This is a genomic window from Hymenobacter actinosclerus, from assembly GCF_900111515.1.
Lineage (GTDB): Bacteria > Bacteroidota > Bacteroidia > Cytophagales > Hymenobacteraceae > Hymenobacter > Hymenobacter actinosclerus.
In genome coordinates this window covers 521802-536564 of record NZ_FOHS01000001.1, presented here as the reverse complement: position 1 = coordinate 536564, position 14763 = coordinate 521802, and the positions used below count along the sequence as shown (strand labels likewise).

Sequence of the window (14763 nt, the reverse complement as noted above, 5' to 3'; positions counted from 1 at the left end):
CGGGGCAATTTACCCTTATAACCTAACCATTTTCATAAATAACTTAAAATCAGCAATATATTACCCATTTATAGTATCTCCCACTTCTCGGCTGTTAAAACGGCACCACTACTTTCACGCTCAGGTTGCGGCCGGGGCTGTAGATGCCTAGGCGGCCGTTGGGCGAAGCGCGGTAGTACTCGAAGTATTTGAGACGGTTGAGGTGGGCCTGGTAGGCCACGTCGAACAGGTTGTCGGCTTGCAGCACCAGTTGCAGCACGTCGCGGCCGGCAGCGGTGCGCAGGGTGGTGCCCGTGCCCAGGCCCGTGAGCAGGTAGCCGGGCGTGGCAGTTTCGGCCCCATCCACGGCGTAGAAGCGGTTTTGGCGGGCGGTGCCGGCCACCGACAGGCGCAGGTAGCTATTCGCGAGGCGCCGGCCGGGTTGGTCGGGCAGCGTAAAGCGTAGTTCCGTCTGGGCGGTGGGGGCCGGAATCAGGGGCAGGTAGCGGCCATCGTCGCCGGCCCGTTCGCGCAGGGGTTTATTCTCGTTGACGCCGATGACGAGGGCCGCGCCGGTGCGCCAGCTCAGCCCCGGCAGCGCCCGGGGCTGCACGTTAAAGGCCACTTCGCCCCCAAACAGGTTAGCCGCCGCCTGCTCGAATTTATAGGTGGAGTTGCCAAACTGGTCGCTCAGGGCTTGGCCGTTGGCATCAAACTGCTTGGCCTGGTAGATGAAGTTCTCGACGTGGTTGTAGAATGCCTCGGCGCTGGCCTCGAAGCCCGGCGTCTTCCAGAGCACGCCCACGTCTTCCTGCCAGTTGAATTCGGGCTGGAAATCGGGGTTGCCCAGGTAGATGATGTGGGCGCCGGGGTCGAGGCCGTTGGAGCCGATTTCGGGGATGTTGGGGGCCCGGTAGCCCCGCGCCACGTTGGCCCGCAGAATTAGGTTAGGTCCCACAGCGTACGAGCCGCCCACGCTGGCCGACACGCCCCGGTACACCTTGCGGAAGTCCGAGAACTGCCGGTCGGCGCCGGGCGTGCCGGCGTCGGCCTGGCGGCCGAAGCCGGTAACCGGGTCGAGGCCGGTGTAGAAGTCGTTCCAGTCTACCACCCGGGTATCGTAGCGCAGGCCGCCGGTCAGCTCCAGCGCCCTGAAAGCCTTTTTCACCACGCCAAAGCCACCAACATCAAACAGCCGGTAGGGCGGAATAGCGAAGTCGGTGGCGTTGAGGTGCCGGTTGTCCTGGCCCATGCCATTTACACCCACGGTCAGCTCGTAGCCGTTGAAATCCTGAAACAGGTAGCGGGCCTGGTAGTTGAGCGTGGTCAGCTGCAAATCCAGGCCGGATTGCCGGGGCGCGGTGGGGTGGTTGAACTCCTGACGGTGGTTCTGCTGCACGCCCAGCAACAGGCGCAGCTCGCCGGGGCCGGCTGGCAGCTCGCTCGTAGCAAAGACCCGGTAGTGCTGGATGTGCTGGTGCAGGTTGCTGATGCCGTAGCTTTTCAGCTCCGGCTGGCCCACCACGGGGCGGTTATTGATGTCGTCCTGGGCACCGTCGAATAGCTGCCGGGTGAAGGCCCGGCTCAGCGAGTCGCGGCTGCCGTCCGGGATTTCCTGGCGGTTATTGTAGGCCGTCAGCCACAGGCGCACTGCACCCCACTCCTTCTGCATGCCCACCATACCCGTCAGGTTCAGCTCCCGAAAACCGGTGTTGTACACCCGGCCATCCACCGCGTTGCGGTAGTCGCGGGCCTGGCGGTGGCTGCCGCGCAGGCTGGTCTGGAAGCCGTTTTTCTGGTAGTCGAAAGCCAGCGAATTGCCCACCAGCCCATTCACCGACTGGTACTCGGCCAGCGCCTCGCCGTGCAGCTCGCCGGTGGGGCCACTGGGCAGGGCAGGCAGCAGGTTCACTACGCCGGCCACTGCGTCGGAGCCGTAGAGCAGGCTGGCAGGGCCCTTCACCACCTCCACCCGATCGAGGCCGTAGCCATCGACTTCAATGCCGTGCTCGTCGCCCCACTGCTGGCCTTCCTGGCGCAGGCCGTTGAATAGCGTGAGCACCCGGTTGTAGCCCAGGCCCCGAATAAAGGGCTTGCTGATGTTGGGACCCGTGGTAACGGCCGCCAGACCCGGCACGCCGCGCACAGCCGCATCGATGGCGTTGCCGTTGGCGTTGAGGCGGATTTCGCGGCCTGTTAAGGCTGCAATGGGCACCGGCGAGCGGCGGATTTCAGTGCTTCGGCTCACCCCGGTCACCACCACTTCGCCCAAAGTGCTTTCGGTGGAATGCAGCCGGACCGTGAGGAGCAGCGCCAGCGGCAGCATTACGGTTTGGGTGGCCGTAGTGTAGCCCACGGCGCTGAACTGCACCTGCTGGGCCCCAGCGGGCAAATCGGGAAGCGTGAAGCGGCCGTTTTCGTCGGCGGCGGTGCCCTTTTGCAGGGCCAGTAAGCCCACATTGGCAAACGGCACGGGCTGGCCTCGCTGGTCGAGCACCCGGCCGCGCAACACGCTGGTTTGGGCCAGCAAGGGCAACGTCAGCAGGAGAAAAAATGATGTAAGAAGTAACTTCATTTAAGCCGGGCTTAATTTATTTTTAGATTTATCTAAATCAACAAGCCAAGAAAAACCGCAACGCGGCCGTTGCGGTTTTCGTGGGTGCTACTGCGCCTTATGCCCCCGTGAAGAACTGGTACAGCAGGTAGCCGTTCAGGCCCAGAATAATGGCCGACACCACCCAGCACACGGCTTGCAGCCAGGGCTTGTTCACGAACACGCCCATCTTGAGCTTGCTGCCAGTGAACAGCACCAGCGGAATAACGGCGAAACTCAGCTGCAACGACAGCACCACCTGGCTCAGCACCAGCAGCTCGCTCGTGCCTTTCTCACCATACAGGATAGTAACGATGAGGGCCGGCACCACGGCAATACCGCGGGTGATGAGGCGGCGCACCCAGGGCTTGAGCTTGATGTCGAGGAAGCCTTCCATCACAATCTGGCCAGCCAGTGTGCCGGTGAGGGTCGAGTTCTGGCCCGAGGCCAGCAGGGCAATGGCAAACACGGCCGAGGCCGCGCCCGCGCCCAGCACCGGCGTGAGCAGCTTGTGGGCGTCGTAGATGTCGGCCACGTCGCGCAGGTTGTTGCTGTGGAAGGTGGCGGCCGACACCACCAGAATGGCTCCGTTCACGAAGAAGGCCAGAAACAGGGCCACTGTGCTGTCGATGGTGGCAAACTTGATGGCCGAGCGCTTGGCCGGCTCGGTGGGCGCAATGGCGCGGGTTTGCACGATGCTGGAGTGCAGGTACAGGTTGTGCGGCATCACGGTGGCTCCCAGAATGCCGATGGCCAGGTACAGCGCGTGCGGGTCGGTTACAATTTCCGGCTTCGGAATCAGGCCCTGGGCCAGGGCGAAGTAGTCGGGGTGCGAGGCCACGATTTCGTAGAGAAAGCAGCCGAAAATCACGAAGATCAGGCCGGCCACGATGCTTTCGATGATGCGGAAGCCCTTGCTCTGGAAGTAGAGTACCACCAGCACATCGAGAATGGTGAGCACCACGCCCCAGGTGAGCGGAATGCCGAAGAGCAGGTTGATGGCAATGGCCGAGCCGATGACTTCGGCCAGGTCGCAGGCGGCAATGGCAATTTCGCACAGCACCCAGAGCACGAACGAAACGGGCTTGGAGTAATGGTCGCGGCAGGCCTGGGCCAGGTCGCGGCCCGTCACGACGCCCAGCTTCACGGCCAGGTGCTGAAGCAGCATGGCGAAGAAGTTGGAAATCAGAATGACTGACAGCAGCATGTAGCCGTAGCGGGCCCCACCCTCGATATCGGTGGCCCAGTTGCCGGGGTCCATGTAGCCCACGGCCACCATCAGGCCCGGCCCGGTAAAGGCCCAGAGCTTGCGCCAGAACGAGGCCCCCTCGGGCGGCACCGTAATAGAGGCGTACACTTCCGACAGCGAGTTGGAGCGCCGCGGGTAGCGCCAGCCGGCATCCTGGTCGAATGAGGCGGTGGACGAAGCGGGAGAAGCGGGTAAGATTTCGGACATAGATGCCAGGACGGGAGCGGGCCGGATGCGCCGCAAAGATACGCAGGGAAGGTAATTTTAGATTGATCTAAAATTATTTTTTTAAGCATCTAGTTTACTCACCTGAAACAAAAAAGTTGTGGCCGCAGGCAGAAAGCGGAATTTTAGCGGGCCGGCTCGCGTCGGGTGGGGCCGGGCCGATTGTTAGCTTTGTCCGCATTCCGCCCTCCTCCCCATTCTATCCACTATGAAGCTGCCGCTCAAAACCCGCTACGCCCTGCTCTCGCTCGTGGTGAGCGTGGTGCTGGTGGGCGTCAAGTTTTACGCCTGGGCCCTCACCGACTCGCAGGTGGTGCTCACCGACGCGCTCGAATCCATTATCAACGTGGTGGCCAGCGGCTTCGCGCTCTACAGCATCTACCTGGCCGGGCTGCCCAAGGACGAAAACCACCCCTACGGTCACGGCAAAATCGAGTACCTGTCGGTGGGCTTTGAGGGTGGGCTGATTCTGATGGCAGGGGGCTACATTTTCTATGCGGCGCTGCTGGCGCTGTGGCAGCCGCACCACGTGGCCCGGCCCGACTGGGGCATTGCGCTGCTGGCCGCCACGGCCCTCGTGAACCTGGGCACCGGCTGGCTGCTGGTGCGCGCCGGCCGCCGGCACCACTCCCCGGCCCTGGTCGGCGACGGCCAGCACCTCTACCTCGACGCCGTGAGCACCTTCGTCTCGTGCGCCGCCCTGGGCCTGGTTATGCTCACCGATAACGTGCTGTATGACGCGCTGGCGGCCCTGGGCCTGGGCGTGTTCATCGTGGTGAACGGCTTCCGGATGGTGCGCCGCTCGGTGTCGGGGCTGATGGATGAGGCCGATGTGAGCACCGTGCAACAGGTAGTGGCCGAGTTGCAGGAGCACCGCGAGCCGGCCTGGATTGACGTGCACAACCTGCGCGTGCAGCGCTACGGCGCCAGCCTGCACATCGACTGCCACGTAACCATGCCCTACTACCTGAGCCTGGAGCAAACCCACGAGCAGGTGCACGGCATTGAGGCGCTGGTAGCCCAGGAGTTCGAGGTGCCCGTGGAAATGTTCGTGCATGCCGACCCCTGCACGTTTTCCGCCTGCTGGCACTGCCACGTGCCCGACTGCCCCGTACGCCGCCACCCCTTCACCCAGGAAATCACCTGGACGCTGGCCAACGTAGCCAAGAACGAGCGGCACCGGCTGGCGTGCGCCTCACCCCCTAGCCCCCTCTCCGAAAAGGAGAGGGGGAACTAGTCTCTAGATTTCTAGTAGTAGAGCATCTACAGCTAGACTAGAAAACTAGCTTCTAGTCCCCCCTCTCCTGTTGAGGAGAGGGGGATAGGGGGTGAGGCGCACACCAGCACGATTCACTCCTCCACCACCAGCCGCTGGGCCCGGCTGCCGTTCTGCACCAGGTACACGCCGGGCTTCAACCCCTCTACCGAAAACACCACCTGCTTTTGCCCCGCCGCGAACCGGGCCGTTTGCACCCGGCGGCCCAGCGCGTCGCTGATGGTAATGGCGTCTTCGCCCAAAGCCGGGCGTTCCAGCGTGAGGGTGTGGCGGGCGGGGTTGGGCCAGAGTTGGAGGCGGGCCGCGGCGGGCGTGGCGGTGGAGGTGACCACGAAGTCGCGGTTTTCGAGTACCAGAATCCGGTCGTCGGTGGGGGCGGGGCTGCCGCGGCCGTCGCGGTTGCTGGTGGCCACGTACACCCGGCCCTGGGGCGAAACGCAGATGGCGCGCAGCCGGCCGAAGCCGCTGAGGTAGTCGGTGCGGGTGGGAATGGCGTCGCCGGTGGCGTTCAGGGCCAGATCGGTGAGGCGGGCGCCCTTGAGCGAAACCAGCAGCAGGTGGTTCTGCCAGCCCGGAATGGCGGGCGAGCTGTAGTACGTGAGGCCGGCTACTCCCAGCGTGGGCGTCCAAGTGGTGAGGGGCTCCTTCACGTTGTTGGCGGCGCAGAAGGTCTGCTCTTCGGGCCGGTTGCAGTATCCTTCCACGGTAGGCCAGCCGTAGTTGCGGCCGGGCTCGATGAGGTTCAGCTCGTCGTCGCTGTCGGGGCCGTGCTCCGAGCTGTAGAGGCGGCCGGCGGGGCTTTGCACGAGGCCCTGGGGGTTGCGGTGGCCCAGCGTGTACACCCGGCTGCCCGGCGTGGGGTTGTTGGCCGGGATGCTGCCATCGAGGTTGAGGCGCAGGATTTTGCCGTTGAGCGAGGCCGGGTTCTGGGCCTGGGGCTGCTGCTGGGCGTCGCCGGTACTCATGAGCAGGGTGCGGTCGGGCAGCATGAGCAGGCGCGAGCCGCTGTGGGTGCTGGTGGCCGGAATGTTGCCCAGCAGCGTCAGCGGAGCCCCGAGCGCGCCGTTGGCGTAGGTCAGGCGCACCAGCTTTTCGAGGTAGGTGCCGCCGGCGTCGGTGTAGTTGTAGACCACGTACACGTAGGGCGAAACAGCGAAATCGGGGTGCAGCGCCAATCCCAGCAGCCCGCCCTCCGACGAAGTGGCCACGTCGGAGAGCGTGATGAGCGGCGTAACCGCGCCGGTAGTGGGGTTTACGCGGCTGATGCGGCCGCCGCGCTCGGTCATCCAGATGAAATTATCGGGGCCCCACACCAGCTCCCAGGGAACGGTCAGGCCAGTGGTTAGGGCGGAAACCGTAACCGTGGTGGCGCCCACCGGGAAGGTAGTGAGCACCGGCAGCGGCGTTTGGGCGGCCAGGGGCGTAGTGGCCGCCAGCAGCAGCGTGGTCAGGAAGGAGTTCAGGTGTTTCATAGTCAGGGTGTTTGGGGCCGGGGGCCGGATTGGAAGATAACAAAACCCGGCGGTTTCTGTCCGGCCGACGCACCAACTTTGCTGCCACTTATCGTTCTTGCTGCTTCTGCGTCTCAACCCTGCCTACTCCTACCAGCCCACCGTCTATGTTCACCGTCAGCACCGACCCCGCCCGCCTCGATGTGGCCCTGATTCACCAGTACCTCAGCCAGCAGTCGTACTGGGGCCTGGGCATGCCGCTCGAAACCCTGGAACGGGCGCTGGCCAACTCGCTCTGCTTCGGCCTCTACGGCCCCGATGGCCGGCAGGCCGCCTTCGCCCGGGTGGTAACCGACCGAGCCACGTTTGCCTGGCTCTGCGACGTGTTCGTGCTGCCCGAATACCAGGGCCGGGGCCTGGGCAAGCAGCTCGTGGAAACCGTTATGGCCCATCCCGACTTGCTGGGCGTGCGCCGCTTTATGCTGGCCACCCTCGACGCGCACAGTCTCTACCGCCGCTTCGGCTTCCAGGACCTGCCCACCCCCGAGCGGTTCCTGGAAATCAAGAAACAGAACCCGTACGGGGTGCCCACGGGAAATTAGAACGGGTGAGCCGGTTAAAGAACGGTCATTCTGAGCGAAGCGGAGCGGAGTCGAAGAATCTCGTGTGTAGTGCTAACTCCTATCATCAGGATTTACTTTGGCACGCGAGATTCTTCGACTCCGCTCCGCTTCGCTCAGAATGACCGTTCTTTCAGTAAGCTACCCTCACCCTTCCCTTATGCAAACCCGCTGGAACGCCCTCGTAGTCTCGCTGTTACCCGATGCCGCCTTGCGCGACGCCACGTACCGGCAGCTCACCGCCGCCTACTCCGGGCCCGGCCGCCACTACCACAACCTGCACCACGTGCAGGCCCTGCTGACTACCGTGGACGAGTACATCGGTTTAGTTGAAGACCGGGAGGTAGTGGAGCTGGCCGTCTGGTTTCACGATGCGGTGTACGACTACCTGTCGTCGGAAAACGAGGCCCGTAGCGCCGCGCTGGCCCGGCAGTTTCTGGCGCATTCCACGCTCAGCGCCGAGCGGCAGGCGCGGGTAGCCTACCTCATCGAATGCACCGCCCGCCACACCGCCGCCCACGCCCCGGCCCCCGACCTGGATTTCTTCCTCGACGCCGACCTGCGCATCCTCGGAGCCGCTCCCGCCGCTTACGCCGAATATGCCCGCCTGATTCGCCAGGAGTACCAGCTGGTGCCCGCCGTGCTGTACCGCCGGGGCCGCCGCAAGGTGCTGGAGCAACTGCTGAACACGCCGCAACTGTACCGCACCGCCGGGTTCCAGGAGCGGTTCGACGCGGCGGCTCGGCGCAATTTGCGGGCGGAGCTGGCGGAGTTGTAGGGTGAATGGTGCGAGCAGTAATACAAGTTTACACTTTGCTTATCACGGTCCTGATCGACCTCTTAAAAGCTTCTTGCTATGCACAAACAACTGCTCCTGCTACTTGTGCTGTTGCTGACTCCAGCTTGGGCTTTTGCGCATGGTGAGCAGGTGCTATTGCCTGTTTTTGCGCAACTCGTTTCGTTTGTTGTGCTTGGCCTGTTCGTTCTATTCGGCCGGTTCACTTATAGAGTAAAGTTTTGGAGTGTTTCGCTGTATTTATGGGCAATGGTGATGCTATGGATATTCTCTGGGTCCGACACCACTATTAGGAGTATGGAGCAACTCAGCATTTTGATTGCATTGGTCCTGATTATATGCCCGCTGGTCGCATGGCTGGTGGTGTGGTGGAAGCAGAATCAATGAGGGTTCGATAATTCACCTTGTCAGCGCAACGCCCTCCTTCCCGCCCGCGTCCCTTACTTTCCTGCTTCAACCCGCATCACTACTTATGACTCACCGCTACCTGCTGCCGCTGGCGGCGCTGCTGCTGGCCGGCCCGGCCCGGGCCCAGCAGCTGGCCCCGCTCACCGTCGAGAAAATTATGCGCGACCAGGCCCAGTGGCTGGGCACCTCGCCCAGCAACATTTCCTGGGCCGACGACGGCAAAGCCATCTACTTCAACTGGAACCCCGAAAAGGCCAGGCGCGACTCGCTTTACCGCATTTCGCCCAATGGCGGGACGGCCCGCAAGGTGAGCCTGCGCGAGCAGGTAGGCTTGCCGGCCGCCGAGGGCGAGTACGACCGGCGCTACGCCCGCAAGCTCTACGAGAAGGGCGGCGACATCTACCTGCTCGACCTCAAAACCCAACGCATCCGGCGCATCACCAACACCGCCGAGCCGGAAACCGACCCGCACTTTGCCCTCCAGGAGCAGGCCATCAGCTACACCCGTGGCGGCAACTTGTTCACCTGGGACCCCGCCACCGGCGAAACCACGCAGCGCACCGATTTCCGCAAGGGCAACCGCCCGGCCAGCGGCGCCCCTACCGACAAAAGCGAGCAGTACCTGAAAGCCCAGCAGCTGGCCTTGTTCGACGTGCTGCGCGAGAAAGAGCAGGATGCCAAGGCCCGGCAGCGCCAGCAGAAGGCCCTGGCCAAGCTCCGGCCCAAGGCCATCTGGCTCGGTACCCAAACCGTGCGTAACCTGCGCCTCTCACCCGATGGGCGCTACGTTACCTACACGCTGATGCAGGAGCCGCCCGCCGCCAAGGTGGCCCTGGTCCCCGACTTCGTTACGGTTTCCGGCTTCACCGAGGACATCAACACCCGCAGCAAAGTAGGCGCGGCCCAGACAACCTCGCAGCTGGGCCTCTACGACGTGGGCCGCGACACCACTTTCGTGCTGGGCTACGCCGAATTGCAGGGCCTCGACGAGCAGCCGGCTTACCGCAAGGAATACCAGCTCAAAGCCCAGGCCCCCGCCCCCGCTGATTCGGCCAAGGCCGCCAAAACGGCTAAATCCGCCAAGCCGGCCACCGAGCTGCGCCGGGTGATGCCCTACGGCCCGTTCTGGTCCGACAACGGCCAGCACGCCTTTCTCGTCATCCGGAGCACCGACAACAAGGACCGTTGGATTGTGGGCCTCGACCCGGCCACGCAGAAAATAAAGCTGCTCGACCGCCAGCACGACGACGCCTGGATCAACGGCCCGGGCATCGGCTACGGCGAGGGCAACGTGGGCTGGCTGCCCGATTCGCGCCGCTTCTGGTTCCAGAGCGAAGCTACCGGCTACTCGCACCTCTACACCTACGACGTGGTGAGCGGCCAGAAAAAGGCCCTGACCAGCGGGAAGTTCGAAATCCAGAAAACCCAGCTCAGCCGCGACGGCCAGACCTGGTACCTGCTGGCCAACAAAACCCATCCCGGCGAACAGCACCTCTACCGCATGCCGGTGGGCGGCGGCCCGCTCGTGCAGCTCACCACCCGGCCCGGCGGCTACGACGAGGCCACCCTCTCGCCCGACGAGAAAACCTGGGCCCTGCGCTACAGCACCAGCAACACGCCTTGGGAGCTGTACACCATGCCCAACAAGCCCGGCGCCGCTATGCGGGCCCTCACTCACTCCACCACCCCCGAGTTTGAGAGCTATGCCTGGCGCCAGCCCGAGGTAATCGAGTACCAGGCCCGCGACGGGGCCAGCGTATATGCCCGCCTCTACCGCCCCGCCAGCCCCCAGGCCCAGGGTCCGGCCGTTATTTTCGTGCACGGCGCCGGCTACCTCCAGAACGCCCACAAATGGTGGAGCAGCTACTCCCGCGAGTACATGTTCCACAATTTGCTGGTGGATAAAGGCTACACAGTGCTCGATATCGATTACCGGGGCTCGGCCGGCTACGGCCGCGACGTGCGCACGGGCATCTACCGCTACATGGGCGGCAAGGACCTCACCGACCAGGTAGACGGCGCCAAGCTGCTGACCGAGAAATACGGCGTCAGCCCTCAGCGCATCGGCATTTATGGCGGCTCGTACGGCGGCTTTATTACGCTCATGGCCATGTTCACCCAGCCCGAGGTGTTCCGGGCCGGGGCCGCCCTGCGCTCGGTTACCGACTGGGCCCATTACAACCATGGCTACACCGACAACATCCTCAACGAGCCCTACAACGACTCGCTGGCCTACGCCCGCTCCTCGCCCATCAACTTCGCCGCCGGCCTTCAGGGCCACCTGCTCATGTGCCACGGCATGGTCGATACCAACGTGCACTTCCAGGACATCGTGCGCCTCACCCAGCGCCTCATCGAGCTGAAAAAGGAGAACTGGGAGCTGGCCGTGTACCCCGTGGAAAACCACGGCTTCACCGAGCCCTCTTCCTGGACCGACGAGTACCGCCGCATTCTGAAGCTGTTCGAGCAGAACCTGAAGCCCGCTGGTACGGCAACCGGCAGCGGCGCGGGCGGGCAGTAGCGCCCGGCTTTTCCTACTATACCTGGCCCTGTAAGCAAGTACGCTACTGATTTCTGCCAATCGACAGCTGATGCGCTGGCGCCTGCCGTTAGGTGGGACGCCAGCGCCTCAGGCATTTTCGGACGTGTCGCGCACGTCGTTGGGGTCGGGCGCGTGCTCGAGCAGGTCGCCGGGCTGGCACTCCAGTACCTGGCAAATGGCAGCCAGCATACTGAAACGCACGGCCTTCTGTTCCACAACTGCGCATATCCCACAATGTCCCTCATCATCGGCCGCCTGCTGCGCTACTCGGTGCTGATTGTGGCGGCCACGGCGTCGTTCTGGTTTTCGCCCGCCCCGCTCACCGACGACGAGTACTGCGGCACCTACCTGCACCTGAGCTCCTTCGCCGGCTTCACGGCCAATTGCGACGGATTCGAGTACATGGAAAGTGCCCGCTACCCGGCCCGGTTGCTGCAGCCACGGGCCGTGCGCCAGTCGCGGCCGCTGTACGTGCTGCTGGGCTCGGCCGTGGGCTACCCGCTAAGCTGGGCGGTGCAGGGCCTGCGGGCCGGCGGGGTGTTGCCGGCGGCCGTGGTGGCCAAGTTGCCGGCCAAGTACCGGCCGCTGCTCGGCTTCTACATCGGCTACGTGCTGCTGAATTTCGGCGTGCTGCTGGGGGCGTTGCTGCTGTTTCGGCACCTGTACTACCGCCTCACGGCCGGGCGCGGCCAGCCGCTGGTGCTGGGGGCGCTGCTGGTGTTTATGGTGTCGAACCAGGTAACCAAGGCCTTTTTCTGGACGGTGCACCAGCAGATGTTTACGTTTCTGGTGCCGCTGGCCCTGCTCTGGCTGGCCCTGCAGCTACGCGCCCGGCCCCGCTGGCGGGCGGCCCTTCCTGCTCTGGCCGTGGCCGGTGGGCTGCTGGCGCTGCTCTACGGCAGTTTCGTGCTGGTGCTGCCGGTGTTGCTCTACGGGCTGTGGCTGCTGCGCCGCGAGAAAACGTGGCTCGACCTGCTAAGCCGGGCGCTGTTGCTGGCCGGCCTGTTCGCGCTGCCCACACTGCTCTGGATTTTGCTGCTGCACCTGCGCGGCGTAAGCTACTACAACCACGAGGCCGAAGCCTACCAGCAGCTGGTGTGGCTGCGGGGCCTGTGGCAGCAGCCGCTGCCCGCATTTCTGGCCCGGGCCGGCGCCAACTTTGCCCGGTTTGCGGCCACGCTGCCGGCCATTCTGCCCTTCCTGGCGGCGGCGCTGGTTGCCGGCGGGGCGCTCCGGCAAAGCGCCCCGGCCGGCAGAACCGAATTGGGCGGGCTGCTGGTACTGCTGACGGGGTTTCTGGCCGCGCTGGGCTACTACCAGGCGCGCCTCACGTTTATGCTGGTGCCGCTGCTGCTACTGGTAGTAGCCCTGGCGCTGGCCCTCCGGCTGCCGGACCGCCGGGCCGGCGGGCTGCTGCTGGCCGCGGCCCTGAGCTGGCACGTCTGGCAGATGGTCAGCTACGGGCCATTTTCCTGAGAGTGGGCGGGCCAGCGGGCGCGCTGCATGCGCCGGGGGCTATATAGCTGGGAGAAAGTCGTGGCAAACCACTAGGTTTGGCAACCTTTCCTTCTTTCATCTCTTCTATGAACCCACTCTACTACCAACCTTCCGGCCGCTTCACGGTGGTCGGCATTATCCTGCTGCTGTTAGGGGGCCTGGTGGCTGCCGTGCCGCTGGCCTTCGCCTACACCTATGGGGTGTGGTACATCCCTTTTATCTACCTGAACTTCTTTTTTACCGTTATTTTTGGTGGATTACTGGGCTGGGTGCTGCGGAAGCTAGTAGTGGCCGGCAAGCTGCGCAACCCCGCGCTGGCCGGCCTGCTGGGCGCGCTGGTGGGCGTTTGGGGCTGGTACGTACAGTGGTGCGTGTACATTACGCTGCTGGCCGGCGCCGGCGAGGTCGAGGAGTTCGGCAGCCGCTTTTCGGTGGCCCACACCGCTTTCGAGTTCGAAGCTTTTCTGTATTACCTCACCAACCCCGGCGAAGTGTTAAGCATCCTGCCCGCACTGGCTGAAAACGGTACCTGGACGCTGTTCAAGGTAACGGTAAGCGGCGTGTTCCTTTACCTGATCTGGCTGGTAGAGTTCGTCATTATTGTAGGCTTCAGCTGGCTTTTGACCCGCAACAAAGCCAAGGAGCCCTTCTCCGAAATGGCCGGACAATGGGCCGAAAAAGTAACCCTGCCCCGCCCCGCCGCTCATTTTGCCGATACCACCGCCACCACGGCCGCCCTCGAAGCCGCCGACTGGAATCACCTGCAGCTGCACCCTACCGACCTGTCGGATACGGCCCCGCACGGGCGCCTGCACTTCTACCGCGCCCCCGCCGACCCCGACTGCTGCTACCTGTCGCTCGAAAACGTCACCTTCGAGCTGGACAAAGACGGTAAGGCGTCCGAAAAAACGGCCGACGTGCTCGAATACCTGCGCGTGCCGCCCCAGGCTTTCCAAGAGCTGAACGCCCGTTTCAGCGCCGTGCAGGAAGTGCAGCAGGAGCAGCAGGCAAGTTCCTGATACTGCTAAAACCGTCCTACCGGTTGCCCACCAGCCTCCGCAGGCCACCGGCTGATAACCGTACCGGCCGCACAAAGCCCCGGCCGGGCGATACCAACCGATTAATGGATTGGGTCGCCCGGCCGGGGCTTTGTGCGGTTGTCTTCTATCAATAAGAAGTCTTACAAGAACACCTATCCGGAGGCTGTTCGTCCGGCCTACAGTTGTTTGGTGAAACCCAAGCCCGAATAGGCGTAGCCGTTCACGTTCAGGCCCTGCACGGGAAAAACCGAGAGGCCGGTGCGGCTGGTGGTTTTGTGCAGCTGCGGCACCAGAATGCCCACCGCCGCGCCTACCGAATACCCTAAAATGTTATCGGACAGAAAGTGCTTGCCGGCTTTGAGGCGGAAGTAGCCCGTGGCGGCCGGCACCAGCGCCGCCGCGCCCCACACGAAAGGGCGGGCCGCCGAACCGGGGTGGAAATCGTGGTACACTTTGGCCGCGAAGAACGTGGCCGCGGCCGTATTGGCCGTGTGGCCGGCAAAAAACGAGTTGGTAGAGATATGGCTGGTGCGCTTGCTCCCGCCCTCCGGGCCGTACAGGAAGGGCCGGTAGCGGTACACGTTGCCGGCCGTGAGCGTGAAAGCGGCATTGGAGGCGGCCATCGTCTGCAGGTATAGTCCCAGCACCTGCCCGTAGCGGGCGCGCACGTCGCTATCCAGGGCCAGCAGTCCCGGCGCCAGCAGCAGCGAGGGGTACACGATAAGGTCGCTGGCGGTTTGGGCGCTGGTACTGTAGTTGCCAGCCGAGAACCGGTCGAACTTCGGCACGTCCTGCTTGCTAAGGGCAGCCAGCTCAGTCTGGTTCAGTCCGTCCTTCCTGGAAATCAGCAGCAGCCCCACGCCGCTGAGCGCACCCAAGCCCGCCGTAACGGGGGCATCGACGGCGAAACGGGTGCGGTAGGGCGAGGGCGCCTGCTGGGCCTGCGCATCGGCCAGGGGCAGCAACGGGAGCAGCAGCAGAAGGGGCGTAAAGCGTTTTTTCATCTGAATAGAAGCTGGAATGAGGGAGATTCAAAGCAGTAAACGAAAACATCGTCCGACGGTTGAGGTTGGGGTTTAGCCAGCCG

General features: G+C 63.8%; 12 protein-coding genes. 7 read left to right on the top strand and 5 right to left on the bottom strand.

From position 1 onward, the window contains the following. Positions 1-94: 94 nt before the first annotated feature. Both BMY67_RS02220 and BMY67_RS02215 read right to left on the bottom strand, forming a co-directional pair. Positions 95-2515: a TonB-dependent receptor gene (locus tag BMY67_RS02220; RefSeq protein ID WP_245744842.1), complete on the bottom strand. Its 2421-nt coding sequence runs from the start codon at positions 2513-2515 to the stop codon at positions 95-97. Between the two features lie 136 nt (positions 2516-2651). Further along, a complete protein-coding gene (locus BMY67_RS02215; RefSeq protein WP_092767881.1) occupies positions 2652-4028 on the bottom strand; it encodes an Nramp family divalent metal transporter in 1377 nt (458 codons plus the stop codon). A 226-nt stretch (positions 4029-4254) separates the two neighbouring features. Between BMY67_RS02215 and BMY67_RS02210 the strand changes: the two genes are divergently transcribed. Then, positions 4255-5283 (top strand): cation diffusion facilitator family transporter, encoded by a 1029-nt coding sequence (locus BMY67_RS02210; protein WP_092767879.1) that lies wholly within the window; start codon positions 4255-4257, stop codon positions 5281-5283. 113 nt (positions 5284-5396) lie between these two features. On the opposite strand, the gene BMY67_RS02205 is transcribed toward BMY67_RS02210, so the two are convergent. Further along, positions 5397-6794: a PQQ-dependent sugar dehydrogenase gene (locus BMY67_RS02205; protein WP_177189651.1), complete on the bottom strand. Its 1398-nt coding sequence runs from the start codon at positions 6792-6794 to the stop codon at positions 5397-5399. Positions 6795-6940: 146 nt separating this feature from the next. On the opposite strand from BMY67_RS02205, the gene BMY67_RS02200 reads away from it, so the two are divergent. The 4 genes from BMY67_RS02200 (at position 6941) to BMY67_RS02185 (ending at position 11118) form a co-directional block, all read left to right on the top strand. Then, on the top strand, positions 6941-7375 hold the full coding sequence (locus BMY67_RS02200; protein ID WP_092767877.1) for a GNAT family N-acetyltransferase: 435 nt from the start codon (positions 6941-6943) through the stop codon (positions 7373-7375). 178 nt (positions 7376-7553) lie between these two features. Continuing rightward, entirely contained in the window at positions 7554-8171 is a 618-nt protein-coding gene (locus BMY67_RS02195) for an HD domain-containing protein (protein WP_092767875.1), read from the top strand. 78 nt (positions 8172-8249) lie between these two features. Continuing rightward, positions 8250-8576: a hypothetical protein gene (locus BMY67_RS02190; protein ID WP_092767873.1), complete on the top strand. Its 327-nt coding sequence runs from the start codon at positions 8250-8252 to the stop codon at positions 8574-8576. A gap of 85 nt (positions 8577-8661) precedes the next feature. Next, positions 8662-11118, top strand: a complete 2457-nt coding sequence (locus BMY67_RS02185) for a S9 family peptidase (protein WP_092767871.1) — start codon at positions 8662-8664, stop codon at positions 11116-11118. A 108-nt stretch (positions 11119-11226) separates the two neighbouring features. On the opposite strand, the gene BMY67_RS02180 is transcribed toward BMY67_RS02185, so the two are convergent. Beyond that, positions 11227-11340, bottom strand: coding sequence for a helix-turn-helix domain-containing protein (locus BMY67_RS02180; protein ID WP_262490343.1), 114 nt, complete (start codon positions 11338-11340; stop codon positions 11227-11229). Between the two features lie 33 nt (positions 11341-11373). On the opposite strand from BMY67_RS02180, the gene BMY67_RS02175 reads away from it, so the two are divergent. Further along, the gene (locus tag BMY67_RS02175) at positions 11374-12615 is read left to right on the top strand and encodes a hypothetical protein (protein ID WP_092767869.1); all 1242 of its coding nucleotides are present in this window, start codon (positions 11374-11376) and stop codon (positions 12613-12615) included. A gap of 107 nt (positions 12616-12722) precedes the next feature. Then, on the top strand, positions 12723-13655 hold the full coding sequence (locus BMY67_RS02170; protein ID WP_092767867.1) for a hypothetical protein: 933 nt from the start codon (positions 12723-12725) through the stop codon (positions 13653-13655). Positions 13656-13852: 197 nt separating this feature from the next. On the opposite strand, the gene BMY67_RS02165 is transcribed toward BMY67_RS02170, so the two are convergent. Next, the gene (locus tag BMY67_RS02165) at positions 13853-14680 is read right to left on the bottom strand and encodes a phosphatase PAP2 family protein (RefSeq protein WP_092767865.1); all 828 of its coding nucleotides are present in this window, start codon (positions 14678-14680) and stop codon (positions 13853-13855) included. Positions 14681-14763 lie beyond the last annotated feature (83 nt).